This window comes from Nocardiopsis chromatogenes YIM 90109 (genome assembly GCF_000341185.1).
Classification (GTDB): Bacteria; Actinomycetota; Actinomycetes; order Streptosporangiales; family Streptosporangiaceae; genus Nocardiopsis_A; species Nocardiopsis_A chromatogenes.
In genome coordinates, this window is the sequence record NZ_ANBH01000109.1 from 21,660 (window position 1) to 47,597 (window position 25,938).

At 75.0% G+C, this 25,938-nt stretch carries 23 protein-coding genes and 1 pseudogene; 13 read left to right on the forward strand and 11 right to left on the reverse strand.

Annotated elements, in window-relative coordinates; all coding sequences use genetic code 11:
• Positions 1 to 68: 68 nt before the first annotated feature.
• Together D476_RS0110950 and D476_RS0110955 are read right to left on the reverse strand one after the other, a co-directional pair.
• Positions 69 to 1,640 carry an N-acyl-D-amino-acid deacylase family protein gene (locus tag D476_RS0110950; RefSeq protein ID WP_017623992.1) on the reverse strand — a complete coding sequence of 524 codons (1,572 nt, stop codon included), beginning with the start codon at positions 1,638 to 1,640 and terminating at the stop codon, positions 69 to 71.
• Positions 1,641 to 1,649: 9 nt separating this feature from the next.
• On the reverse strand, positions 1,650 to 2,954 hold the full coding sequence (locus D476_RS0110955; RefSeq protein WP_017623993.1) for a type III PLP-dependent enzyme domain-containing protein: 1,305 nt from the start codon (positions 2,952 to 2,954) through the stop codon (positions 1,650 to 1,652).
• 186 nt (positions 2,955 to 3,140) lie between these two features.
• Here D476_RS0110955 and D476_RS0110960 point away from each other — a divergent pair, with 186 nt between their 5' ends.
• The 3 genes from D476_RS0110960 to D476_RS0110970 are packed head-to-tail and all read left to right on the forward strand — an operon-like array spanning position 3,141 to position 5,346.
• Complete coding sequence (locus D476_RS0110960; protein ID WP_040725994.1) at positions 3,141 to 4,157, forward strand: sugar kinase; 1,017 nt, start codon at positions 3,141 to 3,143, stop codon at positions 4,155 to 4,157.
• The gene (locus D476_RS0110965) at positions 4,154 to 4,936 is read left to right on the forward strand and encodes an IclR family transcriptional regulator (RefSeq protein ID WP_026123413.1); all 783 of its coding nucleotides are present in this window, start codon (positions 4,154 to 4,156) and stop codon (positions 4,934 to 4,936) included. Before D476_RS0110960 ends, D476_RS0110965 begins: the two co-directional genes overlap by 4 nt.
• Positions 4,933 to 5,346 carry a RidA family protein gene (locus D476_RS0110970; RefSeq protein WP_017623996.1) on the forward strand — a complete coding sequence of 138 codons (414 nt, stop codon included), beginning with the start codon at positions 4,933 to 4,935 and terminating at the stop codon, positions 5,344 to 5,346. The genes D476_RS0110965 and D476_RS0110970 overlap by 4 nt, the downstream gene beginning before the upstream one ends.
• A gap of 71 nt (positions 5,347 to 5,417) precedes the next feature.
• Here the strand turns inward: D476_RS0110970 and D476_RS0110975 are convergent, their stop codons facing one another.
• Positions 5,418 to 5,834 carry a DUF6578 domain-containing protein gene (locus D476_RS0110975; RefSeq protein WP_017623997.1) on the reverse strand — a complete coding sequence of 139 codons (417 nt, stop codon included), beginning with the start codon at positions 5,832 to 5,834 and terminating at the stop codon, positions 5,418 to 5,420.
• A 545-nt stretch (positions 5,835 to 6,379) separates the two neighbouring features.
• On the opposite strand from D476_RS0110975, the gene D476_RS0110980 reads away from it, so the two are divergent.
• Both D476_RS0110980 and D476_RS0110985 read left to right on the forward strand, forming a co-directional pair.
• Positions 6,380 to 7,174 (forward strand): hypothetical protein, encoded by a 795-nt coding sequence (locus D476_RS0110980; protein ID WP_017623998.1) that lies wholly within the window; start codon positions 6,380 to 6,382, stop codon positions 7,172 to 7,174.
• Positions 7,175 to 7,254: 80 nt separating this feature from the next.
• The gene (locus D476_RS0110985) at positions 7,255 to 9,066 is read left to right on the forward strand and encodes a tetratricopeptide repeat protein (RefSeq protein WP_017623999.1); all 1,812 of its coding nucleotides are present in this window, start codon (positions 7,255 to 7,257) and stop codon (positions 9,064 to 9,066) included.
• A gap of 28 nt (positions 9,067 to 9,094) precedes the next feature.
• Here D476_RS0110985 and D476_RS0110990 read toward each other — a convergent pair whose 3' ends face one another.
• Positions 9,095 to 10,366 (reverse strand): alpha/beta hydrolase family protein, encoded by a 1,272-nt coding sequence (locus D476_RS0110990; protein WP_017624000.1) that lies wholly within the window; start codon positions 10,364 to 10,366, stop codon positions 9,095 to 9,097.
• Between the two features lie 182 nt (positions 10,367 to 10,548).
• Between D476_RS0110990 and D476_RS0110995 the strand changes: the two genes are divergently transcribed.
• The 5 genes and pseudogenes from D476_RS0110995 (at position 10,549) to D476_RS39720 (ending at position 14,288) form a co-directional block, all read left to right on the forward strand.
• Positions 10,549 to 11,607 (forward strand): hypothetical protein, encoded by a 1,059-nt coding sequence (locus tag D476_RS0110995; protein ID WP_017624001.1) that lies wholly within the window; start codon positions 10,549 to 10,551, stop codon positions 11,605 to 11,607.
• 66 nt (positions 11,608 to 11,673) lie between these two features.
• Positions 11,674 to 12,147: an RrF2 family transcriptional regulator gene (locus D476_RS0111000; RefSeq protein WP_204366978.1), complete on the forward strand. Its 474-nt coding sequence runs from the start codon at positions 11,674 to 11,676 to the stop codon at positions 12,145 to 12,147.
• Between the two features lie 138 nt (positions 12,148 to 12,285).
• Positions 12,286 to 12,690 carry a RidA family protein gene (locus D476_RS0111005; protein WP_017624003.1) on the forward strand — a complete coding sequence of 135 codons (405 nt, stop codon included), beginning with the start codon at positions 12,286 to 12,288 and terminating at the stop codon, positions 12,688 to 12,690.
• Positions 12,691 to 12,889: 199 nt separating this feature from the next.
• Positions 12,890 to 13,441 (forward strand): annotated as a pseudogene (locus D476_RS39715) (MFS transporter); the annotation flags it as partial.
• A 265-nt stretch (positions 13,442 to 13,706) separates the two neighbouring features.
• On the forward strand, positions 13,707 to 14,288 hold the full coding sequence (locus D476_RS39720) for an MFS transporter (RefSeq protein WP_338036240.1): 582 nt from the start codon (positions 13,707 to 13,709) through the stop codon (positions 14,286 to 14,288).
• On the opposite strand, the gene D476_RS32915 is transcribed toward D476_RS39720, so the two are convergent.
• The 3 genes from D476_RS32915 to D476_RS0111025 all read right to left on the reverse strand — a co-directional run bounded on the left by D476_RS32915 (position 14,260) and on the right by D476_RS0111025 (position 18,593).
• Positions 14,260 to 15,084 (reverse strand): DUF2293 domain-containing protein, encoded by an 825-nt coding sequence (locus D476_RS32915; RefSeq protein WP_017624006.1) that lies wholly within the window; start codon positions 15,082 to 15,084, stop codon positions 14,260 to 14,262. The two genes, D476_RS39720 and D476_RS32915, sit on opposite strands and share 29 nt — an antisense overlap.
• A gap of 1,107 nt (positions 15,085 to 16,191) precedes the next feature.
• On the reverse strand, positions 16,192 to 17,406 hold the full coding sequence (locus tag D476_RS0111020; protein ID WP_017624007.1) for a DUF2786 domain-containing protein: 1,215 nt from the start codon (positions 17,404 to 17,406) through the stop codon (positions 16,192 to 16,194).
• A gap of 287 nt (positions 17,407 to 17,693) precedes the next feature.
• Entirely contained in the window at positions 17,694 to 18,593 is a 900-nt protein-coding gene (locus D476_RS0111025) for a TIGR03619 family F420-dependent LLM class oxidoreductase (protein ID WP_017624008.1), read from the reverse strand.
• 185 nt (positions 18,594 to 18,778) lie between these two features.
• On the opposite strand from D476_RS0111025, the gene D476_RS0111030 reads away from it, so the two are divergent.
• Positions 18,779 to 20,362 carry a CocE/NonD family hydrolase gene (locus D476_RS0111030; RefSeq protein WP_017624009.1) on the forward strand — a complete coding sequence of 528 codons (1,584 nt, stop codon included), beginning with the start codon at positions 18,779 to 18,781 and terminating at the stop codon, positions 20,360 to 20,362.
• On the opposite strand, the gene D476_RS0111035 is transcribed toward D476_RS0111030, so the two are convergent.
• The gene (locus D476_RS0111035; protein ID WP_017624010.1) at positions 20,319 to 21,836 is read right to left on the reverse strand and encodes a serine hydrolase domain-containing protein; all 1,518 of its coding nucleotides are present in this window, start codon (positions 21,834 to 21,836) and stop codon (positions 20,319 to 20,321) included. The two genes, D476_RS0111030 and D476_RS0111035, sit on opposite strands and share 44 nt — an antisense overlap.
• 74 nt (positions 21,837 to 21,910) lie before the next feature.
• On the opposite strand from D476_RS0111035, the gene D476_RS0111040 reads away from it, so the two are divergent.
• A complete protein-coding gene (locus D476_RS0111040) occupies positions 21,911 to 22,570 on the forward strand; it encodes a TetR/AcrR family transcriptional regulator (protein WP_017624011.1) in 660 nt (219 codons plus the stop codon).
• Here the strand turns inward: D476_RS0111040 and D476_RS32920 are convergent.
• The 3 genes from D476_RS32920 to D476_RS0111055 all read right to left on the reverse strand — a co-directional run bounded on the left by D476_RS32920 (position 22,530) and on the right by D476_RS0111055 (position 24,683).
• The gene (locus tag D476_RS32920) at positions 22,530 to 23,075 is read right to left on the reverse strand and encodes a hypothetical protein (RefSeq protein ID WP_017624012.1); all 546 of its coding nucleotides are present in this window, start codon (positions 23,073 to 23,075) and stop codon (positions 22,530 to 22,532) included. The two genes, D476_RS0111040 and D476_RS32920, sit on opposite strands and share 41 nt — an antisense overlap.
• An 81-nt stretch (positions 23,076 to 23,156) precedes the next feature.
• The gene (locus tag D476_RS0111050) at positions 23,157 to 23,945 is read right to left on the reverse strand and encodes a hypothetical protein (protein ID WP_239648671.1); all 789 of its coding nucleotides are present in this window, start codon (positions 23,943 to 23,945) and stop codon (positions 23,157 to 23,159) included.
• A gap of 72 nt (positions 23,946 to 24,017) precedes the next feature.
• Positions 24,018 to 24,683, reverse strand: coding sequence for a TetR/AcrR family transcriptional regulator (locus D476_RS0111055; protein WP_017624014.1), 666 nt, complete (start codon positions 24,681 to 24,683; stop codon positions 24,018 to 24,020).
• A gap of 78 nt (positions 24,684 to 24,761) precedes the next feature.
• Between D476_RS0111055 and D476_RS0111060 the strand changes: the two genes are divergently transcribed.
• A partial coding sequence (locus tag D476_RS0111060) for an ABC transporter permease (RefSeq protein WP_017624015.1) occupies positions 24,762 to 25,938 on the forward strand: 1,177 nt, incomplete at its 3' end.

Below are 25,938 nucleotides of genomic sequence, written 5' to 3' on the forward strand. Positions count from 1 at the left end.
TCCCTCATCGGTCGCGGGTGCCACAAAAGCACCACCTCCTCGCAGAGGGAAGCCAACCACGGCACCGTTCACACGGATTCCGGTGGCCGGTTCCGGCCACCCCGCACCGCGCGTCCCGCCAGCACATCGGTGCGCACCCCGTCGCGGACGGCGAAGCGCCCGTCGACCAGGACGTGCGGCACACCGACCGGGAGCGCGCGCGGGCGCTCGAAGGTGGCCCCGGCGTCCACCGTCTCCGGGTCGAACAGCACCAGGTCGGCCCTGTAGCCCTCGCGCACCCGCCCCCGGTCGGCCAGGCCCAGCCGCGCCGCGGGGCGGGACGTCAGGTGGGCGACGCACTCCTCCAGCCCCAGCACGCCCTCGTCGCGCGCGTAGTGGCCGAGGTAGCGCGGGAAGGTGCCGTAGGCGCGCGGGTGCGGCTTTTTTTTNATGGCCCGCACGTTCTCCTCGTGCCCGACGTGCTGCAGGATCGTGGTCCCGAGCCGGTCCTCCACCAGCAGCCGGTGCGCCGTGGCGAACGGCTCCTCGCCGTGCTCGGCCGCGGACGCGGCGACGGTCTTGCCGACGTAGGACGCCAGCGCCGGGTCGGACACCCCCGAGATCTCGATGGTGTCCCACTCGATGGGCACCCCGTGGCAGCCGTCGGAGCCCTCCACCTCCAGCACGTGGCGGATGCGCGCCGTCTCCTCCGGATCGGCCAGGCGTGCGAGGACGGCGTCGGGGCCGCCCTCGCTCGCCCGGCTGGGCAGCATCGCCGCGAGCGTCGTCGATCCGGGGGTGTAGGGGTAGGTGTCCAAGGTGACGTCGGCGCCGTCCTCCAGCGCGCGGTCGACCAGGTCCAGCAGCTCCTGCGCGCGCCCCTTGTTCGGCGCGAAGTTCATGGTGGCGTGGGCCAGGTGCAGCGCGCACCCGGTCCGACGGGCGAGGTCCACCATCTCGGCGTAGGCGTCGAGCGCCCCGGCCCCGTAGGACCGGTGGTGGGGGCAGTAGTACCCGCCGTACTCGGCGACCACGGCGCACAGCTCGGCGAGCTCGGCGCCCGAGGCGTACATGCCGGGCGTGTAGGTCAGCCCGGAGGACATCCCGACGGCGCCCTGCTCCATGCCCTCGGCGACCAGGCGCCGCATCCGGTCGAGCTCCGCGTCGGTCGGCTCCCGGTCCTCCCACCCCATGGCGAGCATGCGCACCGACCCCTGCGGCACCAGGTAGGCGGCGTTGACCGCGATGCCCTGCCGGTCGAGGCGGTCGAGGTAGCCGCCCACCGTCCGCCAGTCGAAGTCGATGTCGGACCCGTCGCCGTTCCACCCGGTGATGGCGCGCCGCACCTGCTCCAGGGTGCGGTCGTCGACCGGCGCGTAGCTCAGCCCGTCCTGCCCGAGGACCTCCAGGGTGACGCCCTGGGCGACCTTGGCCGAATGGTCGGGGTCGCGCAGCAGGGCCAGGTCGGAGTGGGCGTGCATGTCGATGAAGCCGGGCGCCAGGGCGAGCCCGGCGGCGTCCAGGCGCCGCGCGCCGGTGAGGGGCGGCTCGCCGCTGCGGCGGATCGCGGCGATGCGCCCGCCGCCGATGCCGACGTCGGCGGTGTAGGAGGGCCCTCCGCCGCCGTCGACGACGCGGGCGCCCGAGATGACCAGGTCCACGGCCGCCTCCTAGAAGAACGTGCGGATGAGGTCGGTGACGGTCCCGTCCTCGGTGACCAGGGGAACCATCTCCCACTTGTCGAAGATCGTGCAGGGGTGGGACATACCCATGCCCACCCAGTCGCCGACCTCCAGCCGGACGCCGTCGGCCACCTCCAGCCAGGCGTGCTGGTCCGACAGCTTGACGACCTCCAGGCCCTCGGCGGGGCGCACCGGCCCCCCGTCGGCCGGGCGCACCAGGTGCGGCCGGGGCAGGTGCTGGTCGTAGGCGGCGTCGCGGCGCCCGGCGTTGAGGAAGGCCTGGCCGGGCTCGGGGCGGGAGACCACCTGCGCCCACAGGGTGAAGGCGGACCGCAGCTCCCCCTCCTCGGGCACCCGGTTGAACGGCGTGCGCTCGCGGTAGAGGCCGTCGTCGTGGGAGACGTAGGCGCCCGACCGCAGCAGCTTGAGCACCGGGCGGCTGAGGCCGTCGAGCCCGGCGAAGACCTCGGCGACGGCGTCGAACCAGGCGCTGCCCCCGGCGGTGACCATGATCGGCTCGTCGGGCGCCAGGTGGGCGAAGCGCCCGGCGCGGTCGAAGGCGGCGGCCAGGCCGGTCAGCTCGCGCAGCCACGCGGTGACCCGGTCGCGGTCGGCGGCGGGCACCTCGCCCTCGTACCCGGCCACCCCGATGAGCCGCAGGTGGTCGGCCCCGGCGACGGCGTCGGCGACCGCGGCGCACTCCTGGGCCCCGCGCGCCCCGGTACGCGCGCCCGCACCGGCCCCCAGCTCCACCACCACGTCCACGGGGCGCCGCGCCCCGGCGGCGCGCAGCGCCTCGTCCATCAGCACGGCCCCGCGCACCGAGTCGGCGTAGCAAGCGAAGGTGAAGCCGGGGTCGGCGTCGAGCTCGGCGGACAGCCAGCGCAGGGCGGCCGGGTCGACCAGCTCGTTGGCGAGGAAGACGCGCGGCACCCCGAAGGCGCGGGCGACGCGGACCTGGTGCGGGGCGGCGAGGGTGATGCCCCAGGCGCCGTGGCGCAGCTGGGCGTCGAAGAGCTGCGGGGCCATGGAGGTCTTGCCGTGCGGGGCGAACGCGAGCCCGTGGCGGCGGGTGTACTCCTCCATGAGCGCCAGGTTGTGCTCGGTGCGCTCGGCCGACATCGCCAGCACCGGGGTGGTGAAGCCGCCGGTGAACAGGTTGCGCTTCTCGGCCGCCAGGGCCCCGGCGGTGGTGCCCGCGGCGTCGGGCGGCAGCCCCTTGAAGCGGAAGTCGACGACTTCGTCGGCGAGGCGCTCCAGGCCGCCGAGGCGGTGCGGGTGCGGGGTGGACATCGCGGCTCCCGGTTCTGGCGTTGCAATATTTGCAATGGGCGTTGCGCTTCGCGCACGTCGCTGTCTACCATCCGGGGGAACGGCGGTCAACGGCGTCCCCCGCGCCTCCGGAGCCCCCGGCCGACCCGCCCGTGTGGACACCCCCGGACGACCCCGGCCCCGCCGGTGGACGAGGAGCGGCCCGACATGCCCCCCACCCCCCGTTTCGACGCGGTCTGCCTCGGCGAGTCCATGGTGGCCTTCCTGCCCTCCCGGCCGGGGGCGCTCGCCGAAGTCCCCTCCTTCGAGCGCGCGCTGGGCGGGGCCGAATCGAACGTCGCCTGCACCCTCGCCGGGGCGGGCCACAGCGCACGCTGGATGGGCCGCGTCGGGGCCGACGGGTTCGGCGACTATTTGATCCGGGCCGTTTCCTCCTACGGCGTGGACACCTCGGCGGTCGCACGCGACCCCGGGCGCCGCACCGGGGTGTACTTCCGGACCGGCCGCGAGCGCCTCTACTACCGGAGCGGTTCGGCCGCCTCGGCCATGTCGCCCGCCACCGTCGACACCGCCGACACCGACGCCGGGCGCCTCCTGCACCTGACCGGCATCACCCCGGTCCTGTCCGAGGACTGCCTGGCCCTGATGCGCGCCCTCACCGACCGGCGCCCCCACCGGCCCCTCGTGTCGTTCGACGTGAACTACCGCGACGAGCTGTGGCGCGACGCCCCGGACACCCCCGACGTCCTCTTGGAACTGGCGCGGCGCTGCGACATCGTCTTCGTCGGCGAGGACGAGGCGGAGGCCGCCTGGGGCGTCACCGGCGGCCCGCGCGCGGTGCGCTCGGCCCTGCCCGAGCCGCGCGCGCTGGTCGTCAAGCAGGGCCCCGCCGGGGCGACCGCCTTCACCGGCGACGCACCGACCGGCGTCTTCTCCCCGGCGCCCGCCGTGGAGGTGGCGGCCCTCGTCGGCGCCGGGGACGCCTTCGCCGCCGGGTTCCTCTCCGCGACCCTGCGCGGCCTGCCTCTGCAGGCCCGGCTGCGCCACGGCCACCTCACCGCCGCGGCCGCCCTGACCGCCCCCGGCGACCTGGCCCCGCCCCCGGCCCGGGAACGCGCCGACGAGCTGGCGGCGCTCCCCGACGACGCGTGGGGCACACTGCGTCTCGGCCCCGGCTGGACCGACGGGGCCCGACCGTGCGCAGAGAGGGCCGCGACACCATGAGCCAGACCGTCGACCGCGCGCTGACCGTCCTGCCCCTGCTGGCCGAGGGCCCCGCCACGCTGGACCAGGTGGCCCGGTGCCTTGGGGTGCACAAGTCCACGGCGCTGCGGCTGCTGCGGCCGCTGTGCGACCACGGGCTGGTCTACCGGCGCCCCGACCAGCGCTACCGGCTGGGCGCCCGGCTGTTCTCCCTGGCCCAGGAGGCCATGGAGTCGCTGGACGTGCGCGAGGTCGCCCACCCGCACCTGCTCCGCCTCAACGCCGAGACCGGGCACACCGTGCACCTGGCGGTGTACGAGGAGGGCGAGGTCGTCTACATCGACAAGGTCGACAGCCGCTACCCGGTGCGCATGTACTCCCGCATCGGCAGGCCGGTCGCGATCACCGTCGCCGCCGTGGCCAAGCTGCTCCTGGCCGACCTGCCCGAGGACGAGCGGCGCGCGGTCGCCGAACGGCTCGACTACCCCCCGTACACGCCCCGGTCGACGCCCGACGCACCGGCCTTCCTGGCCGAGCTCGCCCGGGTGCGCGAACAGGGGTGGGCCACCGACCTGGGTGGCCACGAGGAGTCCATCAACTGCGTCGCCGCGCCCATCCGGGGCCCCGACGGGCGCGTCGCGGCGGCGATGTCGCTGTCGGCGCCCAACGTGGTCGTGGGCGCCGACGCGCTGGTGGGGCTCCTGCCGCAGGTGCGGCGCACCGCCGAGGCGGTGACCGCCGAGTACTGCGGGCGCGGCCCCGATCCGAACGAGCACCACGAGCACGAGGAGAGACCATGAGCGCGTCCACGCCCAAGACCGCCCTGACCCCCGCCACCCACACCACCCCGCCCGCGCGGTTCTCCCACGGGGTCCGCAAGGGCAACATCCTGCAGGTCGCCGGGCAGGTCGGGTTCGGCCCGGCCGCGGAGGGCCAGGCGCCCCGCCCGGTCGGTCCGGGCCTGCGCGAACAGACCCTGCAGACCTTCGCCAACGTCGAGGCGGTCCTCACCGAGGGCGGGGCCTCCTGGGAGGACGTGGTGATGGTGCGGGTGTACCTGACCGACACCGACCACTTCGCCGAGTTCAACCGGATCTACGACGAGTACTTCGCCGACCTGAAGGAGGCCCCTCCGGCGCGCACGACCGTGTACGTGGGCCTGCCCGCGGGCCTGCTGGTCGAGGCCGACGCCCTGGCCGTCCTGGGCTGAGCGCCCCGCCCGGGGACGCGCCCCCCGGGGCCCGCGCCGGACTCGCGCCGAGTCCGGGGCGGGCCCCGCGGTCATCGGGCCGTCTCCAGGTCCACCAGGTACCCGGCGACCTGGACCCCTTCGGCCGAGGACTCCCACCCGTGGGCGGAGGGGGCCTCGGCCAGCTCCGTGCTCTCCGGCACGGGGCGCAGCGAGCGCGGGACGCTCCCGCGCACGTCGGCGTACCGGCAGCGGACGATGCGGATCCTGCGGACCGTGCCCGCCACCGCCACCGGCTCCTCACTGCCCGCGTGGTGCTCCTGGAGGTGTGTGACGCCCTCCACGGTGCCGGAGTCCAGGATCTCGCCCATCCAGGCGCGGTCCCGTCCCCCGGCGGGCAGCAGGAACCACTCCACCTCCATCCCGACCGAGAACGGGTCGCCGCAGCACTGCAGCCCCCGGTTCTCCACCCACACCACCGCTGTCCTCTTCGCGGTGTCCGTGCGCATCCGTTCGCTCCTCGTCCAACATCGACCGCCCCTCCCCGTCCACGGCTCTTCGACGCTCTGGGCCCCCGCGCCGCTCCCACTGGTTCTGTTCGTGAGTGGGGACAGCGTTCGTCGATGGGGTTCGACGGCGCCCCCGTTCGTCGCGGGGTCGGCCCGATGAGCCCTGACGGCGCCGCGCGCGGCGGGACGCGCCTTGCCCCTGCTCGGCGGCCGCCCCCGCCTCCGTCTGCGAAGACGCGGGTCGAGGCGGGGCGCCCGCGGCGAAGCGGGGACGGACGGCTCGGGGTGCGGCGGGCGGCGGCCGTGCCCGGCGACCGGGAAGGCCGCGGCGGTCTCGTCGGAACTCGTCGACACCGCGCCGCGCTGAGTCATCCGAGCGCCGTCGGAACCGGCGGACGGTCGCACTGACATCCCGTCGGCATACTCACTCCCACGGATCGCGGGCGCCCGCGGTGCCCGTCCACAGGTGCGCGGTTCCCTCCCCCGGCGGCTTCCCTCCCGGCCTAGCGTCGAGGCCCGTGCACCCGTCACCGGAGGAGACCCCCATGGCGTCCCGACGCGAATTCGGCCCCGTCCAGCTCTCCAGGTGGCTGGGCATGCGCTACGGCGACTTCCAGCGCGCCTGCATGCTCGCCCTCGTCCCGCCGCCCGACCTGCGCGGCACCCACTGGTCCGAGGCCCTCGCCAAGACCCTCCCCGACCGCGTCGAGGAGATCCAGGCCGAGCTGGCCGAGCGCACCGCGCCGGACCGCGGCGCCGACGGCGCCCGGGACCAGGACCCGGACCGGCCCCGGGGCAAACCGCTCGGGCCCGTGCAGCTCGGGCGCTTCATCGGCCTGGAGCGCTGGCAGATGGAGCGCGCCGTCGACCGCGGCCTGGTCCCCGCCCCCGACACCGAGGACGGCAAGTGGTCGCGGCGGGCCGCGGCCGCCCTCCGCGAGCGGGCGGCCGACCTGCGCGCCGCCGTCGGCGACCACCCCGGGCACGGGTCGGTGCGGGCCGCCGGGGTGCTCGCCGAGCGCACCGGCCTGGACGTGCGCCGCGACGACGTGCTGGACCTGCGCGAGCGCGGCCTGCTCACCCCGGCGGGCGCTTTTCGCGGCCACCCGATGTTCGCCCGTGGCGACCTCGACGCCCTGCCCCGCGGCGCCGTCGCCCGCGTCGTCGCCGAGCGGGAGGCCTGGCTCGCCGCCAGCCTCACCCCGGAGGAGGCCGCCCGCGAGGCCGGGTGGTCGGTCGGCCGCTTCGAGGTGACCGCCGAGCGGGCCGGGCTGGAGCCCGGGCGCTACGGCCGGTTCGCCCGCGCGGACGTGGCGCCGCTGCTGCCGTCCGTCTCCTGACCTGTCGTGACACACGGGGATTCGCTCCCCGTCACCGGTTTGTGGCAATGTCTGCGGCATCGCACCATGCGGGAGGGAACATGGCCGAGGGCCACGAGGGGACCGCCGATCCGCGCCTTGAGGCCGAGGGCGAACTGAGCATGGCGCGCCTGGCGCTGGAGGGCGGGGACCTCAAGCACGCTGCCGGCCACGTCGCCCGCGCGCTGGTGTTCGACCCCCGGCTGCCCGAGGCGCACGAGCTCCTGGCGCGGCTCGCCGTCCAACCCGGCGGCGGCCCGGAGCTGTACCCGGTGGAGCAGCCCGTGTACCTGGGCGACGTGGTCGCGCGGGCGCACACGCTGGCCGTGCTCGGCCGCCCCGACCAGGCGCTCCCGCTGCTGGTGACGGCCCAGTGCCACCGCCCCGACGGCGCCTGGGCCGACGCCGCCTGGATGTACGACCGGCGGGTCGCCGAAGGGCTCGACCCCGACCTGGTGCGCACCACCCTGCTGCGCCTGGTGGGCGCGCTGGACGACCCGGTCGGCGCCGACGTGCTGGCGGCGCTGCGCCCGTACCTGGCCCTGCTCGACGGCTGTCTGGCGGCCCGGCCCGACGACCCGGCGCTGCTGTGGTCGGCCTCGATGCTGCTGCGCCGCTGCGGGCGCACCGGGGACGCCGTCGCGCTGGCCCTGCGCTCCGAGGCCGCCGAGCCGTCCTTCCACGCCGCCATGGCCGCCGGGTACGCCTACCGGGCCGAGCAGCGCTGGGACGAGGCCGAGGCGGCGTGGCTGCGGGCGCTGGAGTTCGACCCGGGCAACCTGGCCCTGTTCACCGACATCGGCGAGCTGCTCGCCAAGGCCGGGCGGCCGCACGACGGCCTGGCCTGGGTGGAGCGCGCGCTGGAGCAGGACCCCGAGGACGCGAGCGCCTTCCCCACCGCGTGCGGCATGCGCTTCTCCCTCGACGGGCGGCTGGAGCACCTGGTCGCCCTCGCCGACCACCTGCGCGACCGGCCCGGCGGCGAGCACGCCGACCGGGTCCTCACCCAGGGCTCGCAGACCCGCTTTTGGCTGGGGCCCATCCCGTCGGCCACCGAGGCGGTGGTGAACGTGCTGCACCAGATGCACGACCAGGGCGTCGACCCGGCGGCCTCCGCCCTCTCGCTGACCGTGTCCGCACCGGAGCCGCCCAGCGCGCTGCTGGCGATGCGCCTGGCCGCGCCGGGGTGCACGATCGCGGTGGCCGAGGTCCCCGAGCCCGACCCGCGCCTGACCGTCCCCGAGGTGTCCTCGCGCGGCCCGGTCCGCGAGGTCGGGCACCGGTTGTGGCGGTACCGGGGTTCCGGCGCCGAACCGGCGGTGCCGCCGCCCTCCGCGGAGGCCGCCGAGGCGCTGGGCGCCCTGGCCGCCTACCCGTGGCGGCACCTGCCCGCCGCCTACGACGACGCGGTGCGCCTGTCCGGGCTGCCGCTGGAGGACCTGCTCGGCGCCATGGCGCACCCGCCCGCCCCGCCCAACGGACCGGCGGCGGTGTGGCCGGCCTGGATCCGGCGCGTGCAGGCCTGGGCCTGCCTGGGCATCGCCCACCACCGCGGCGACCAGCCCTGGGCGGGGTCGGACCGCCGGGCCGCCCTGGTCGACCTGGCCTACGGCCCGGAGGACTGGGCCGCCGAGGCGGCCCTGCTCTCGCTGGCCGCAACCGCCTGGGTGCACCCCGAGACCCGGCGGGATGTCGCCGAGCTGGTCGCCTGGCGGTTCCTCCTGGCCATGGAGGCGGCGCGGTCGCGCCCGGTGACCCTCCTGGAGTCGCTGGCCCACCTGGTTCGGGCGGTCCCGGGCATGGACGAGGAGGTCCTGCGCCTGGCCGGGGAGGTCCTGCGCGAGGAGGCCGAAGAGGACGGGAACGGGGACTAGCACGCCCCGCCCCTCCCCCTCCGCGCCGTCAGTCGACCAGGCGCGCGTCCGGGTGCTCGGGCGAGTCCGCGTCCAGGAGGGGCCGCGGCTCTCCGCGCAGGTGGTGGTCGAAGAAGGCGCGCACGTAGGCGCGCTGGGAGGCCTCCAGCCGCCCCGGGTCGTCGGCGGTCCCGATCGCCCCCTGCACCTGTTCCTCCGGCAGGCCCAGGCCCTCGGCGATCTGCGGCATGATCACCTGGAAGTCGGTGAAGGAGTAGTGGCGCGCCTCCGCGAAGTTCACGTCGCGCCTCCACCCCGTGGAGTTGTCCCACAGCCGCCCCCAGTCCTCGAAGGTGCGGTGCGTGTTGGGCAGGACCTCCCCGTCCCGGACCCGGCTGCCGCCCAGGAACATGAAGGGCCGGTCCAGGCCCTCGTCCGCGGTGGGGAAGAGCTCGGCGAACTCCGGATCGGAGGTGAAGTCGACGCTTCCGTCCATGTCGATCCCGGCGTCGATCCGCTCGTCGGCCCCCATGGCGTGCACGGTGGTCGCGCCGCCGAGGGACATGCCGAACATGCCCACGGCCGACGGGTCGAGCGCCTTGGCCAGGCCGTGGGGCAGGGTGCGCCCGTCGGCGTCGGTCCACCCCTTCCCGGTGGCGGCCTCCACGCTGTCCAGCACGAAGCGGGTGTCGGGCACGCGCGCCTTGGTGAACTCGGTGATGACGTGGGGCTCGTCCGCCCAGTGCCGGTCCCCGTCGTCGAAGCGCCCGTCCGGGAAGCGGACCGGCGCCTCACCGGTGTGGTCGACGGCCACCACCGCGTACCCGTGCGAGGCGAGGTCCTCGGCCATGCCCGTGCCGAAGACCCGGGGCACGGCGGCACCGGGCGAGTACAGCAGCACCGGCATCCGGCCGGCGCTGCGGTCGGCGCGGGCGCCGGGCACGGCGGAGGCGGCGGCGCCCTCCCAGTCGACGCCCTCGAACCGCCGCCCCACCTGGTACTCGGTGAACAGGTCGCCGACCCGCTGGTCGGCGTAGGGCGCGGGCTCGTCCCCCGGCCGGTGCTTCGCGGGGTACCAGAGGCTCACCGCCAGCTCGCGCACGTCGTCGGTCCACGGGGTGGTGCGGTCCTCGTCGACCAGCCGGAGCTCGACGGTGCCCACGTCGTGGGGGCCGGTTGGGTCGGGCAGGCCGAACGTGACCGGTTCGGGGGGCGGGGGCTCCGAGGGGGCGGCGACGGCGGCCGCGGGCAGCGCGGTCAGGGCCGCGACCGCTCCCGCCGCCACGGCGCCCGCGTACCGGGGCTTGAGGATGGGATCCATGGGGCGACGTTAGGCGGCGGGCGCCTCCCGCTCCCAGAGGGCGACCACGCCGAGCACCGGTAGTGCCACCACTCCTGCGCCCCATGCGCGGAATTCGCCCCCTGTTCGCCCGCCCGTCCCCCGGGCGCCGGTAGGTTCGCGGGCGACCTGCGCACGCTCACCACCGATGGGAGTGACCGGCCTTGGCACAGCGCCTCGTCCTGCACATCGGCGTCCAGAAGTCCGGAACGACCTTCCTGCAGCGCATGCTGGAGGAGCGCGTGGACGCCCTGGAGGCGCTGGGGGTGGTCTACCCGGTTCCGGAAGGCGAGGGCCCCGTGCGGGTCAACGCGCACGAGGCGGCCACCTACGGCCTGCTCGGCGGGGAGTACCCGTGGGTCGGCGCGCGCAGGGCGGCCGCCGAGGAGGCGTGGTGGCAGCGGCTGCGCGACCGGGTGCGCGCGTGCCCGGGGACGGCGGTGGTCTCCGCCGAGGCCCTCGCGGTAGTGCGGTCCGACGCGGCGCAGCGGGTGATCGACGACCTCGGCGCCGACGAGGTGCGGGTGGTGGTCACGGCGCGCAGCCTGGGCCGCCTGCTCCCCTCCTCCTGGCAGCAGCACGTGCGCAACGGGCGCACTGCGGGGTTCCCCCGCTTCGTCGAGGGGCTGGCCGCCCAGCGCGCGCGGGGCTGGGAGGGCATCGAGAAGGAGCCCGACGCCCACATGTGGCGCGCGTTCGGGCTGGGCAGGCTCGCCGGGCGGTGGGCGTCGCTGGTCGGCCCCGACCGGGTCGCCGTCGTGTCCAACCCGGGCTCCGGGTCGGGACGGCTGTGGCACCGCTTCATGGAGGCGGCCGGGCTCTCCGATGAGGCGGACCGTGTTCCTGCCCCGTCCGACGGGACGACCGTGCACGGCGGGGTGACGGCCGCCGAGGCGGAGGTGCTCCGCGCCCTCAACGGCAACCTGTCCGCACAGGGGTGGTCCCACGAGGAGGGCGCCCTCCTGCGCGACGAGATCGTCGACGCGTTCCGCACCCGGCAGGACCGGGGGCCGCGGCTGGCGGTCCCCCCGCGGTTCCGCGACCAGGTGGCCGCGTGGAGCGCCGAGGACATCGACGACCTGCGCGCGAGCGGCGCCCTCGTGGTGGGCTCCCCGGCGGAGCTGGCCTACACCCCCGGCGAGGACCCGGACCCGCCGCGCCCCAACGACATCGCGGAGGCGGCGGGAACGGCCGCGATGGCGGCCGCGCAGCGCGCGCGCTGACCCCCGCAGGCGGCGCCGCGACGGTGCCGCTTGCCGGACCAAACCTGGACACGTAGTATCCAGTTCATGCGAATGGCCGAGGGTGTCGAGTGGGCCGTGCACGGCTGCCTCAACCTGGCATGGGCGGGCCCGGAGAAGGCCGTGCCCGCGGCCAGGCTCGCCGCGTACTACGACCTCCCCTCCGCCTATATGAACAAGCAGCTCCAAGCCCTGGCGCGCGCGGGCCTGGTGTACTCCACCCCCGGCCCGGGCGGCGGGTTCCGCCTCGCACGAGCCCCTGAGGACATCACCCTCATGGACGTGGTGGCGGCGATCGAGGGGCGCGAGGACGCCTTCCGCTGCAAGGAGATCCGCGAACGCGTCCCCGACGCACCCGCCTCCCCCGGCCAGGGGCGGTGCCTGGTCGACCAGGCCATGCTCAGGGCCGAGTCGGCCTGGCGCAAGGAGCTGGCCGCGCAGACGCTCGCCGACCTCAAGCGGCGGGTCGAACGGTCCGCCCCCGAAGTCCCCGCCCACGTGCGCCGCCACCTGGCCGCCTGAGCACCCCGCCCCGCCCGGAGGGGCCTTTTCTCGGAGGTAAATCTGGATATTCAGTGTCCTGAATTCCTCCGCTCCGGCCGCGCAGACCGCTCGGCCGGTGGGCCCCGAGAACGCCACCGATCGAAAGGACGAACCTCCATGGCCACCGACATCATCGCCCCCGAGGGACTGCACGACCCGACCCCCTTCGGCTACAGCCACCTCGCGACCGCGAAAGGGCAGGTGGTCGCCGTCGCGGGCCAGTACGCCTCGAACGCCGAGGGCGGCGTCGACCCCGTGCTCGCCGAAGACTTCGACGCCCAGGTGGGACTCGCCCTGGCCAACCTCGGCACCGCCCTCACGGCGGCAGGGCTGGACCACTCCCACGTCATCAAGCTCAACACCTACATCGTCGGCCACTCCCCGGAGCGGCTGGAGACCCTCGCCCGGCACATCCGGGGGATCTGGGGCGACCGGGTGCCGCCGCAGACACTGCTGGGGGTGGCCTCCCTCGCACTGCCCGGGATGCTCTTCGAGATCGACGCCCTGGCGGTGAAGGACTGACGCTTGGTGGGCCCCGGGAAAACCGATCGCCTCCCGGGGCCCGCCCCGGCTAGCCTTCCGGCGATGCCCATCTCGGACAGAGTGCGCCGCCCTTAGCGGCGGCGCGTACCCCAGGACTCGCTCCGCCGCACCTGAGCCGATCGCCGGTGCGGCGCCTCATGCTGCCCGGCTCCACCATCGACCTCGGAGCCGAGATCCCGTGCAGACCGTTTCCCCGACGTCCCCCGCGCTCACCCGCGCGCGCAAAAGGGTCGTCCTCATTTGTGTCCTGCTGTCCACACTCGCCTTCCCTCTGACCATCACCGGCGCCTCGCTGGCGCTTCCGGGCATCCGGACGGGTCTGGAGGCGTCCCTGGCGTCGACGCAGTGGGTGGTCAACGCCTACAACGCCTGTTTCGCCGCCTTCCTCGTCCTCTCCGGCGCCCTCGCCGATGTGCTGGGCAAGCGGCGCGTCTTCCTCGGCGGGGCGGGGCTCTTCTGCGCCTCGGGCGTCCTGAGCGCCCTGGCCCCCGGCATCCTCGTCCTGGACGCCTCCCGCGCGCTGGCGGGCATCGGCGCCGCCGCTGCCCTCACCGGCGGCTCCGCGATCCTCTCGGAGGTCTTCGACGGCCCCGCCCGCGCACGGGCGTTCGGTGCGCTGGGAACGGTCCTGGGCGCGGGCACCGCGTTCGGGCCGACGGCCGCCGGGCTGCTGGTCGACCTCGCCGGGTGGCGGGCGGTGTTCGCCGTCCCCGCCGCCGTCGCCGGAGCCGTGGTGCTGCTCGGCCTGTTCCTCCCGCCGTCGCCGGGCGTCCCCGGCCGGAAGGTCGACTGGGCGGGGGCCGCGCTGTTCACCACCGCGCTCCTGCTGCTGATCACCGTGCTCGTCGAGGGGCCCGAGCGCGGGTTCGGCTCACCCGCCGTGCTCGGGGCCGCCGCCGCGGCGGCGGGGGGGGGCGCCCCNCCTGCTTCCCCTCGCCGAGCGCCGCGCGGCCGCCCCGCTGCTCGACCTGCCGCTGCTCGCCAACCGCCGCTTCCTGGCCTTCGCCCTGGCGGCGGGGGCCATCATGGCGGTCCTGGTGCCGCTGCTGGTCTACCTGCCGACCTACCTCATCGCGGTGGTCGGCCTGGAGCCCGGGCGGGCCGGGGTGTGGCTGCTCATGCTGACGGTGCCCACGGTTGCGCTGCCCGCCGCGGGCACCGCGCTGGCCAAGCGGCTGCCCGCCGGGGTCCCGGTCACCGGCGCGGTGCTGCTGTCCGGCGCCGGGGCGGCGCTCCTGGCCGGGATGGGCCCGCACAGCACCCCGCTCGCGCTGCTGGCACCGTTCGCTCTGGTCGGCGCCGGTGCAGGGCTGACCAACGGCATCCTGGACGGGCTCGCCATCTCCAGCGTGGCCCGCGACCGGGCCGGGACGGCCGCGGGGCTGTTCAACACCGTCCGCATCACCTCCGAGACGGTGGCGATCGCCGCGGTGGGCGCGGTGCTGGCGGCCCTGACCGGGGGTGCGCTGTCCGGAAACGGCGCCACCGGCGCGATGCACACCGTGGCGCTCGCCCTGGGCGGGACGGCGGCCGTGGCGGCCGTGTGCGTCACGCTCCTGCTTCGCCCCAGGCGCTGAGGACGCGGTCGATGTCGGCGGCGATGCGCGCGCGGGCCTCCTCGCGCGGCACGCCGCCCATCAGCAGGTCGTCGTAGGGGGTGTCCTCGTGGCGGACCGACGCGACGACCGCGCGCCGCACGGCCCCGGGGTCGAGGTCGCGCCCGGCCGCCGAGCGGCCCACACGGCCGCTGCCGCGCGTCCCCGCGTGCACGGCGATGCGTTCGGCCCGCTCCTGCGGGCACAGCGGGAACCGCAGCAGGATCTCGGCCGCGAAGCGCTTCTGGAACTCGACGTCCTGCACCGCCCTGCGTTCCGCATCGCGCTCGCGCCGCCGCGCGCGGGCGTCCTCGTCGGCCAGGCACTGCCGCTCGGCCGCGTCGAGGGCGCCCTCCTCGACCAGTAGGCCCACCCGGCGGAACTTCCGGCGGGAGGGGACCCACCGGACGACGACCGCCGAGAGCCTGCTCTCCTTCTTGGCGCGGCGGGTGAGCGCGGCGTCGCCGGAGGGGAGCAGGACCAGGTGGTCCATGTCGGCGCACTCCAGGCAGTGGGGGACCGCCCCCTCCATGAGCCGGTAGGGGTCGTTCTCGGTTCCGCAGGCGGCGCACTCCCACGCACCGGCCGCCGTTTCCACGACCAGGTCGGGGGCCTTGGTGCGGCGCTTGTGCTCCCGGTTGCGCTGGGCGGCGGTGGCGCCGGGGGCGATCCAGTGCGTGCGGAAGGCCCGCTCCTCGGCGTCGTCCGAGTCTTCGAGGAAGCGCAGCGGGCGTTGTTCGCGCGCGGCGGCGAGGTACTCCCCCTCCTCGCGCTCCATCCCGGCGCTTTCCGCCCACGTTTGGAGGAGGGCGACGGCCCTGCGGAGCTTGTCGGGCGGGGCCTGGACGACGTGCTGGAGGGCGCTGCGCGACGGAGCGGCTCCGTTGGGGGCGGTGGAGGGAGTGGTGGTGGGTGACAGGTCGGTGCCGCGCGGCGGAGCGGCTCCGTTGAGGGTGGTGGAGGGTGACAGACCGGCGCTGGGCCGCGGAGCGGCTCCGTTGAGGGTGGTGGAGGGTGACAGACCGGCGCTGGGCCGCGGAGCGGCTCCGTTGAGGGTGGTGGAGGGTGACAGACCGGCGCTGGGCCGCGGAGCGGCTCCGTTGAGGGTGGTGGAGGGTGACAGACCGGCGCTGGGCCGCGGAGCGGCTCCGTTGAGGGTGGTGGAGGGTGACAGACCGGCGCTGGGCCGCGGAGCGGCTCCGTTGAGGGTGGTGGAGGGTGACAGACCGGCGCTGGGCCGCGGAGCGGCTCCGTTGAGGGTGGTGGAGGGTGACAGACCGGCGCTGGGCCGCGGAGCGGCTCCGTTGAGGGTGGTGGAGGGTGACAGACCGGCGCTGGGCCGCGGAGCGGCTCCGTTGAGGGTGGTGGAGGGTGACAGACCGGCGCTGGGCCGCGGAGCGGCTCCGTTGAGGGTGGTGGAGGGTGACAGACCGGCGCTGGGCCGCGGAGCGGCTCCGTTGAGGGTGGTGGAGGGTGACAGACCGGCGCTGGGCCGCGGAGCGGCTCCGTTGAGGGTGGTGGAGGGTGACAGACCGGCGCTGGGCCGCGGAGCGGCTCCGTTGAGGGTGGTGGAGGGTGACAGACCGGCGCTGGGCCGCGGAGCGGCTCCGTTGAGGGTGGTGGAGGGTGACGGGTGGGCGAGCTCGCGCCGCCACCGGTCCGCGGCCTTGTCGGTGAGCCAGCCCAGGGAGGTGAAGACGTCGAGCACGGAGACGGCTCCGCGCCGCGCCACCGCGGCGTCCGCCGCCTCGGCCACCCTCCGCCCCAGCCTGGTGTCCAGGTCAGCCGGTCCCACGCGTCCTCCGCATCATCCGAGTTCCAGGTGAACCTTCGACGTCCGAGCGCCGTACGGACGGGTGAGCCGCCCGCCGTACACACGCGCGCGTCACGCGCCTCGGATCCGCTCCCGCGCGCGCAGGGCGGCGTCGTCGGCCGCGGCCCGTCCGGCGTGCCAGCCGTCGATGTCGGCGGGGCCGCGAACGCGCGAATAGGTCAATCCCTCGAACATGCGGTTCACGGCGGCGTCCACCTCGCGCCTGCGCTCGGCGAACAGCGGGACGAGGTCCCGCCCTTGTGCGGCGTGCTCGGCGGCGGCCTCCCGTTCGGCCTCCTGGGCGCTGCGCTCCAGGCGCTCCCCGATGCGGTCGGCGAAGGCGGCCCAGAAGGAGGCGCGGAACGCCTTGCGGTTCGAGCGGCCCACCCGCTCGCGCCGCGCCCCGGTGGCGACCATGGCGGTGGCCGCCTGCGCCAGCAAGGACGTCGCCAGCAGCTCGACCCCTTCCACGTCGGCGGGGCGGCCCACGACCGTGCACAGGCCGAGTTCCCGGTGCCACACGGCGCGGCAGTGGTTGGCCTCGGCCACCACGTTGAGCAGGGTCGCCTTGTGCTCGTCGTAGGGGGTGTCGACCGGAAGGCGGACCCCGACCGTCTCCGGGGCCGGCCCGCCCGCCGCGAGGAGCGCCTCATCGATGCTGTGCCGCGCCATCATGGCCTGGGCGCGGGCCGTGAGGGCCTCGGCCTCGTCGGGGAACTCGGTCGACTCGGCCTTGGCCAGCAGCGCGCGCACCCTGTCCAGCTTGGGCGATCCGGTCGGGCCCGCGACGGGGGCCTCCTCCTCGCCGGGGCGGGGGCACAGCCGCTGCAGCGCAGGCACGGCCTCCAGCAGCACCGCCAGCCTCAGGGTGAGTTCGACGGCCTCGAACCGGGTCAGGTGCACGGCGCCCGGCCGGGCCGCCCCCGCGCCTTCGGCCGCGTCGGCCTCCAGGGCACGGAGCTGTTCCCGCCAGCGCGGGTCGAGTGGGGCTCCGGGGCGCTCCCGGTGCTCGGCGAGGACCGCCTCGGCGCACATCCGCTCGGCGTCGGCGCCCAGTTCGCGGCCCGCGTGCCGGACCAGTTCGGCGGGCTGCCAATTCCGCCGCCAGGCGTGGGCGGCGTGCGAGGTGAGAACGGACAGGAGTGCGCGGTCGACGGTGCGCGCCCATTCGGGGCGGGCGGAATCGGCCAGCGGCGCCAGGGCGGCGTCCACGCCCGCCTCATCGTCGTCGCGGACGGCGCCGACCGCGGCCCCGATCAGCTCCGACGCCTTCTCTGCCTCGTTCACCCGTCCAGTCTGCCAGGAGCGTCCCGGCCGCCGGGACGGGGAGGACGGCCCCGCCCCCTCGCGCCGAGGGGCGGGACCTGCGGAAGGGGACTTCCGCGCAAAAGCTAACCGTACCCGGCGGTGCCCACAAGGGCGTTTCCACCTGTCAAAAGGCGCGAAATCGCAGGAAGGACCACTCTTGCGAATAAGGTGAAGCACATCACGTCGCGGCGCGTCCCGGCGCGTTCCGGATTGCCGCACAATGCCCATTTCACTCTTGTAACGGAAAAGGCATTCCAGGCTCCTTGTCAGCGTTCGCGCACCTTCTCCATGATCCGCACGGCGAGGTCCAGCGTCCGGTCGGTGTCCTCGGCCAGGTAGAGCAGGTCGACGAAGGCGTGGCCGACGCCGTGCTCCCCGGCCTCCAGCACGGCGGTGGCGATGTCCTCCACCGCCGCCTCGGCGGTGGGGTTGACCCTCAGGACCACGTCCAGCGCGCCGGGGTCGCGCCCGGCGCGCTCGGCGGCCTCGCGGACGGCGGCGAGCGGCCGGTCGACGGCCAGGTCCATGTCGGCCATGCCGGGCACGACGGCGATCGGCAGGAAGCCGTCGGCCCGCCGCCCGACGCGCTCCAGCGCGGCCGGGGCGAACCCGCCCAGGTAGATCGGCGGCCGGGGCCGCTGGACCGGCTTGGCCTCCATGTGGCTGTGCGGGATCGAGTAGTGGCGGCCGCTGTGCCGGACGGTCCCCTCGCCCCACAGGGCGTCGAGGGCGTCGAGGCACTCGTCGAGGCGGCGCCCGCGCTCCTTCATCGGCACGCCGACGGCCTCGTACTCCTCCGGCGACCAGCCGGTGCCCAGGCCGGGCAGCAGCCGCCCGCCGCTGAGCAGGTCGATGCTGGCGAAGGAGCGGGCGAGCACCGCCGGCGGGTACCAGGGGGCGTTGATGACGTTGGTGCCCAGGAGCACGCGCCCGGTCGCGGCCGCGGCCGCCGCGAGCACGGTGAACGGGTCGAGGGCGGCACGGAACTGCTCGGGGATGTAGTCGGCCCCGGCGTAGCCGACCTTCGGGTCGACCGCGGCGAGCAGCCGGTCGCCGACCCAGAGGCTGTCGGCGCCCGCCTCTTCGGCCTGCCGGGCGAAGCGGGCGATGTCGCGGGGCCGGTGCGCACCTGCGCCGAACTGCGGAAGCGAGAAGCCCAGTTTCACGGGGAGCCCTCCTGCTGTGGGGTCGCTGGCTCGGCCACACGCTACGCCCCGGAAGGCGCTTGCCACACCGGGCCCCCGCCCACTCTCATGCCGCTATCTTCAAAAATTTCCGAAGATTCGATACGATGACCATGACACAGTGACCATGACATCACCGCCGAGCCCGCCCCGCGGAACGGAGGCCCATGAGTGCCGTCGCCCGGATCCTGCGCGTCCGCGTGGAGCGCGACCTGCCCGTCCCCGTCCGCGGCGGCGCGCTCCGCGCCGACCGGTACCGCCCCGCCTCCGACCCGCGGGCGCCCCTGGTGCTCATGCGGACCCCCTACGGCCGCAGGCACACCGGCCTCCTCCCGGAACTGCTCGCCCGGCGCGGCTACCAGGTCCTCCTGCTCAGCGTGCGCGGCACGGCCGACTCGACCGGCCGCTTCCAGGGCTGGCACCTCGACCCCGGGGACGCGGAGGACACCCTCACCTGGCTGCGCACGCGCCCGTGGTTCCCGGGCGCCTTCGCCACCTGGGGCGCCAGCTTCCTCGGGTACACGCAATGGGACCTGGCAACTCAGAGCGCGCCCGAGTGGAAGGCCGCCATCATCCAGGACGCCCCCTCAGGGGCCTATGAGTCCGTGCTCTACAGCGGCGGCGCGTTCGCGCTCGGGGACTGGCTCTGGTGGGCGCAGAGCATGGCCGCCCTGGGGCGCCCCGGCGGAGAGTCCCTCGTCGGCAACCTGCTCCGCATTCCGGCGGTCACCCGCCGCCTCAAACGCGCGGTGTGGCGCCTCCCCCTGGAGGAGGCCGACATCGACGCGGCGGGCGAGCGCATCGACTACTACCGCGAGTGGCTGCGGCACCCGGACGGGAAGGACGCGTTCTGGCGGACGACCGACCACCGGGCCGACGTGCCGAACATGCCGCCGCTCGTCCACCTGGCCGGGGGCTGGAAGGACGTCTTCCTCTCGGGGACCGTCGCCGACGCCGAGGCCCTGCGCGCGTCGGGGCGCCGGGTGAGGCTCCTGATCGGACCGTGGGCGCACGGCAGGGGCGTCTACTCGCGCACCTACATGCGCGAGGCGTTCGCGTTCCTGGACCACGCCTTGCGCGGTCGGGGCCCACTCCCCCCGTCCTCCACGAAGGTGCACGTCTCCGGACTGGACGCGTGGCGCGAGTACGCGTCCTGGCCGCCGGAGGGGGGCGCGAGCCGACCGTGGTACCTGCGCCCCGGCGGCGGCCTCTCACCGACCGCCCCGGAGGACACCGGCGCCGCCCCCCGGGCGTTCCGGTACGACCCGGCCGACCCCACCCCGCCGTCGGGGGACGAGGCGGTGCTTCAGGGCTTCGCACGGGGGACGGTCCGCGACCCCCGCGCGCTGGAGGAGCGCGACGACGTCCTCGTCTACACGAGCGAGATGCTGACCGAGGCCCTGGACCTGCGCGGCCCGGTGAGCGCGACCCTGCACACCCGGGCCGACAACCCGCACCGCGATCTCGTGGTCCGCCTCTACGACCTGCCGCCCGAAGGGCGGGGGCACCTGGTGACCTACGGGATCCTCCGCTTGGACCCCGCCACGGACGATCCCGCTCGCGTGGCCATGCGCCCGGCGGCCCACCGATTCGCACCGGGCCACCGGCTGCGCGTCCACATCTGCGGCGGCGCCTTCCCGCTGTGGGACAGGAACCTGGGCACCGGAGAGCGCGGGACCGCGATGCGGGCGGTCACCCAGCAGGTGTTCACCGACGGGGACCGCCCCTCGGCGCTGCACCTGACCACCTGAACGCGAGCACGCCCCGGAGGACGACGAGCAGCGCACCGGCCGACGCCGCGACGACCATGGCGGCCCAGGCGTCGGGCACCCAGGCCATCGGGAGCCGGGCGCCCGTGACGCCGACGACAGCGGCCAGCACGGCACCGGGGAAGGCCCCCACGACCGCCCAGAGGACCGCCCTGCCCGCACGCGGCCGGGGAGGTATCGCGGGCGGACGCACGACGAGCACGGCCGCACGCACGGCGGCGGCGAGCATGAGCACCGCCAACCCGGTGGTCCCCCAGACCACCGCGTGGTGGACCGCCGACCCGGCCTCCTCCGGCGGCTCCGCACCGGCGAGGATGCGCGCCGCTCCGAACCCGACCTGCATGGCCGCCCGGTCCTGCAGGAGCCCGTGCATGTTCTGCTCGACGACGAGCGCCCGCTCCCCGTCCGGCATCAGGAACAGCATCCCCGCGTAGCCGGGGGCCGCGCCGGTGTGCCAAACCGCGTCCTCCAGCGGCGCGTCAAGGCCGCCGACCCGCCATCCCAGCCCGTACCCGGTCCCCTCCCCGTCCGGGCGCAACCGCCCCTCCTCCCGCATCAGCCGCACGGACTCCGGGGTGAGGACCTCCTCCCCGTCCGCGGTGCGCCCCTCACGGAGCTGGAAGGCGGCGAAGGCCGCCAGGTCGTCCAGGCCGCCCCCGGTGTACCCGTAAGCGGCGCCGCCGTCGTCCACGCCGTCGGCCACCGGGGCCGGGACGCCCCACAAGGGCAGGTGCCCGGGTGCCAGGCCCCGTTCGGCGGCCCCGTCCCGGTCGGCGATCGCCCCGTCCATCCCGGCAGGGCCGAACACGGCTTCGCGGACGTGCTCGGCGTAGGGGCGCCCGGTGACGGCCTCGACGACCGCCGCCAGCACCAGGTAGTTCGCGCTGGAGTAGGCATAGGCGGTCCCGGGCGGCCCGAGCGGGCGCACCCCGTCCAAGGCACCGAGGCGCCCGGCCGGGGGCGGGCAGTCGGGATCGGTGCAGTCGACGGCCCCGACGGCCGACTCGGGGATGCCGGAGGTCTGGTTCAGCAGGTGGCGCACGGTGACCCGGGAGGCGTGGCCGGGGCCGCCGAACCGGAACCCGGGCAGGTGGCCGGCGACCCGGTCCTCCAGGTCCAGGCGCCCCTCCTGCACCAGCACCATCACCGCGGTCGCGGCGACCGGCTTGGCGACCGACCCCCACAGGAAGGGGGTGCGCCCGGTGACCGGGGCGCCCCGGCCGTCGGCCCCCCAGGTCCGCCGGTGCAGCGGGCCGTCGGGGCCGACGACGGCGTAGGCGAGGCCGGGGACTCCTGTGGCCTCCATCCGCTCGCGGACGTAGGCGTCCAGCTCGCCGTACCGCCCGGCCGACGCACCCGCCTCCGCTCCCGCCGCCGGGGCGGGGACGGAGGCGAGCAGGAGGCAGGACATCAGGGCCGCGGTGGCCGCCGCGGCTCGGCGCGGGCGGATGCGCATGGGGGCTCCTCGGGCAGGGGGACGGATAACCGTATATGGATACGGTTTTTACCGTACGCTGATACGGTAATCAAGTGCCGCGAACCGCCGACCACGACCAGCGCCGCCGCCAGATCGCCGACGCCGTCTGCGCGCTCATCTCCGACCACGGCCTCGACGCGGTCACCGTCGCCCGCACGGCGGCGGCGGCCGGAATGTCCGTCGGGCTCGTGCAGCACTACTTCCGCACCAAGGACGACATGCTGCTGCACGCGTTCGTCACGGTCAGCGCCCGCATCCGCGACCGCGCCGAGGGGCACATCCGGCAGGGCACCGAGCACCGCCGCCCCATCGCCCGGGTCATGGCCGGGGTGATGGCCGAATTCCTCCCCCTCGACGAGGGGCGCCGGACCGAGTACCGGGTGGCCCGCGCCTTCGCCGGGCGCGCCCTGGACGCCCCCGCCCTGGCCGAGGTGGACATTGAGACCGCACGGCGTATCCGCGCCGACATCGCCCGCGCCGTACACAACGGCAAGGAGTGCGGCGAGGTAGAACCGGGCCTGGACCCCTGGCCCGCGGCCGTACGCCTGACCGCCGTCACCGAAGGGCTCGCGATGCAGGTGTACCGCGACGGTGCCGGGGGAGCCGGGCCCGGCGGGGAGGCCGCGGGCGCGCACTGCGCGTCGGTCATCGAGGCCGAGCTGGCCTCGGTGTTCACCGGCGAGTGCCGCCAATACGCCGACGCGCCCGAATGACGAGGGTGGTTGCGAACTGGGCCGCGAGTGCCAGGGCGAAGAACCCGAAGGGGATGCCCAGCCCCAGGCAGAACAGGTTCATGAGGATCAGGGCCGTGACCGATCCGCCGGCGTTGCCGTCGACGAAGGCGCGGTCGTGGTCGCCTGCGGTGAACGGCCCCTCCCGCCCCTCGACGAGGCGCGCGCCCTCCTCCGTGCGCCCGATCTCGCAGGGCCCGTCCATGTGGAGGCGGACCTCTTCACGGGCCGGTCCGCCCGCGTCGGGGCGGAAGGTGCCCACGCACGAATCCGATCCTCGGCCGACCGCCTTGCGCAGGTCCGTGACCGTGACCGTCCCGGGCTCGCCTCGGCCGCCATAGGCCGCTCGGACGTCCCGGACACTGTTGGACGTGATGTCCGCGGAGACCGCGAAGAGGAAGGCGGCGAACAGGCCCACGGCCAAGGCGACGACCGCCGTCACCGCGACGGGCGCGTCGGGGTCCCTGTCGATCCGCTTGAACCTCACCACTCCTCCTCCGATGCCGCAGCGACGGCCCGGCGTTCCATCCCCATGCCACGCCGGGCTGCGGTCGCGAGCACCGCTCCCCTACTCCTTCGGCGGAAGGTTCTCCAGCGCCCCGCAGAGCATCTCCTCGGCGGCCGCCTTGCGCTCGTCCGGGGAGAGGCCCGCCTCGCTGTCCTCCGCCGGGTCGACGGCCGCCTCGAAGACCAGGTTCGACACCCTGGCCCCGGCCATCGCGCGCCGCGTCTCACCGCCGCCGTCGAAGCCCGAGTGGATCTCCCGTCCGCCGGGGCAGGTCGTCGGCGTCAGCCCGTTGTTCTCCACCATCGACTCGGTGAAGTAGACCTCCGCGGTCCTCTCACCGGTCGCGCGCGAGATCCCGTTGTCCGTCGTGGCGTGCAGCAGGACCGACACCCTGGTGTCGTTGTGCTCGCGGTCGCCGTACTCGACCGGGAAGCCGCAGGCGTACTCGGTCACCGGGGTCCCGGGGATCTCCCAGGGATCGGACTCGTAGACCTGCGACGGGTCCCCGGAGAGCTCGACGCCCTTCCCCTCGTCGAGCATCGGGCACACGGACAGCTGCGTGTAGCCGTCGTCCTCGTCGAACCAGCCGAGGTAGTACGCGCCTCCGCCGCCGGCCGCCAGGACCAGGACGAGCAGGACACCGCACCCGACGGCGAGGCAGCCGCCGACCTTGCCCTTCTTCTTCGGCCGCCGGTTCGGGTCAGGGGGAGGGCCCGGCGGGCCGGGAGGTCCGGGCGGAGGCTCCTGGGGCGGCCCCTGCGGAGGAGGCCCTTGCGGCGGAAATGGCCCCTGAGGCGGCAGGGGCGGGTGCGGCCCTTGGGGCCTCTGGGGCGGATGTGGTCCGTTCATGACGGATACCTTAGACCAGCAAATCCGACGTAACGGGAGGAATAGGGACGCCCGGTGTGACCGGCTCCCGCCCTATACGAACTCCTCCCGCTCCCCCTCGGGCGGGCGCCGCAGCAGGTCCCCGAACCCGCGCTCCAGCCAGTCGAACGCGTGCCGGGCGTTGGCCACCGCGTCCGGATAGACGTCGTCGGGCGGCTCCCCCTCCAGCACCCGCCGGGCGTTCTCCGCCGCGAGCACCTGCTGCGCCGAGTAGAGCTGCGCGGCCACCAGGCGCGCCGTGAGGCGGGACCCCTTCTCCTCGACGAGGGCCTCCGCCAGCCGCGCCCGCGTCATCTCCATGTATTCCATGTGCCGCACCTGCAACGCGGGGGTCGACCTGACCAGCTTCAGGACGCGCATGACGATGGGGGCGTCGCTCAACCCGAGCAGCGGCTGGCGCTCCTCCAGCGCGGTCATCACGTAGTCGCGCATCGCGTCCAGCGGGGTCTGGCCCGGCTTGCGGTCGCGCACGGCCTGGGCGGGCTCGTCGATGTGGTCGGCCCCGAACCCGAGGACCAGGTCCTCCTTGACCTCGAAATAGTTGAACACCGTCTTCTTGGAGACCTCGGCCGCGTCGGCGACCTCGGCCACGGACACGTTGTCGAACCCCCGCTCCTCGAACAGGTCGAGGGCGGCCAGGCCGAGAGTGATCCGGGTCGCTCGCTTCTTGCGTTCGCGCAGGCTCAGGGGCTTGTCCACGGAGCCACTCTACCAAGGCGAAGATTCACCTCGATAAAAAATTACACTCAGAGCACTCTCTCGGCTAGGCTCGGGCCCATGCCGAACCGCTCCCGGACGGCGTCGCCGCCGACGCTCGTCCCCCTCCTGAGGGGTCGCCTGCGGCCCTACACACCACAGATCGCCCTCCTCCTCGCCCTCCAGCTCGTCCAGGCCCTGGGCCTGCTGCTCCTGCCCGCGCTCAACGCCGACATCGTCGACCACGGCGTCGTGCGCGGCGACACCGGCTACATTCTGCGCCAGGGCGGCCTGATGCTCGCCGCGACGCTGGTGCAGGTGACCGCCGCTGCCGGGGCCGTCTACCTGGGATCGAAAACGGCCATGGCCCTGGGCAGCGACCTGCGGTCCGCGCTCTTCGGCCGGGTGCAGGGGTTCTCGGCCGAGGAGTTCGGGCGCTTCGGCGCGCCCTCGCTGATCACCCGCACCACCAACGACGTCCAGCAGATCCAGATGCTCATCTTCATGCTGCTGACGCTGCTGGTGACCGCGCCGCTGATGGGCGTCGGGGGGATCGCGATGGCGCTGCGCCAGGACCCCGCCCTGACGTGGGTGCTGGCGGGGGCGATCCCGGTGCTGGTGGCCGCGGTGGCCCTGGTCATCGCCGCGATGACCAAGCACTCCCAGCTCATGCAGGGCCGCATCGACGAGGTCAACCGGGTGCTGCGCGAGCAGATCACCGGCATCCGGGTGATCCGCGCCTTCGTGCGCGAGCGCGGCGAGCACGAGCGCTTCGGGGCCGCCAACACCGCCCTGACCGACGTGGCGCGGCGGCTCGGCCACCTGCAGGCCTATTTCGGGGCCTCGGCCATGACCGTGTCGGTGCTGGCCTCCGTGGCCGTCGTCGCGATCGGAGGGCCGCGCATCGTCGACGGCGACATGCAGCCCGGGGCGCTGATCGCGTTCCTGAACTATCTCGCGCAGATCCTCATCGCCGTGATGATGGCGATGTCGGTGTTCGTCCTGGCGCCGCGCGCCCGTGTGGCGGCCGGGCGCATCAAGGAGGTGCTCGACACCGAGCCCGCGATCACCGAGCCCGCGCCGCCCGAAGAGGCACCGGCCCCCCGTCCCCCGGGCGACGGGCCGCCGGGCCGCCTGGACCTGTCCGGGGTCGTCTTCTCCTACCCGGGCGCCGAGCAGCCGGTCCTGCACGGCGTGGACCTGGCCGTGCGGCCCGGTGAGACGACGGCGGTCATCGGCTCCCCCGGGGGGGGGCAGA

Coding starts and splice junctions, on each gene's coding strand:
- D476_RS0110980 (WP_017623998.1), top strand. CDS start 6,380: ATGGCGTCCCGACGCGAATTCGGCCCCGTCCAGCTCTCCAGGTGGCTG.
- D476_RS0110960 (WP_040725994.1), top strand. CDS start 3,141: ATGCCCCCCACCCCCCGTTTCGACGCGGTCTGCCTCGGCGAGTCCATG.
- D476_RS0110965 (WP_026123413.1), top strand. CDS start 4,154: ATGAGCCAGACCGTCGACCGCGCGCTGACCGTCCTGCCCCTGCTGGCC.
- D476_RS0110975 (WP_017623997.1), bottom strand. CDS start 5,834: ATGCGCACGGACACCGCGAAGAGGACAGCGGTGGTGTGGGTGGAGAAC.
- D476_RS0111050 (WP_239648671.1), bottom strand. CDS start 23,945: ATGAACGGACCACATCCGCCCCAGAGGCCCCAAGGGCCGCACCCGCCC.
- D476_RS32915 (WP_017624006.1), bottom strand. CDS start 15,084: ATGGAGCGCGAGGAGGGGGAGTACCTCGCCGCCGCGCGCGAACAACGC.
- D476_RS0111005 (WP_017624003.1), top strand. CDS start 12,286: ATGGCCACCGACATCATCGCCCCCGAGGGACTGCACGACCCGACCCCC.
- D476_RS0110985 (WP_017623999.1), top strand. CDS start 7,255: ATGGCCGAGGGCCACGAGGGGACCGCCGATCCGCGCCTTGAGGCCGAG.
- D476_RS0110970 (WP_017623996.1), top strand. CDS start 4,933: ATGAGCGCGTCCACGCCCAAGACCGCCCTGACCCCCGCCACCCACACC.
- D476_RS0110990 (WP_017624000.1), bottom strand. CDS start 10,366: ATGGATCCCATCCTCAAGCCCCGGTACGCGGGCGCCGTGGCGGCGGGA.
- D476_RS0111000 (WP_204366978.1), top strand. CDS start 11,674: ATGCGAATGGCCGAGGGTGTCGAGTGGGCCGTGCACGGCTGCCTCAAC.
- D476_RS0110955 (WP_017623993.1), bottom strand. CDS start 2,954: ATGTCCACCCCGCACCCGCACCGCCTCGGCGGCCTGGAGCGCCTCGCC.
- D476_RS0111035 (WP_017624010.1), bottom strand. CDS start 21,836: ATGCGCATCCGCCCGCGCCGAGCCGCGGCGGCCACCGCGGCCCTGATG.
- D476_RS0111030 (WP_017624009.1), top strand. CDS start 18,779: ATGAGTGCCGTCGCCCGGATCCTGCGCGTCCGCGTGGAGCGCGACCTG.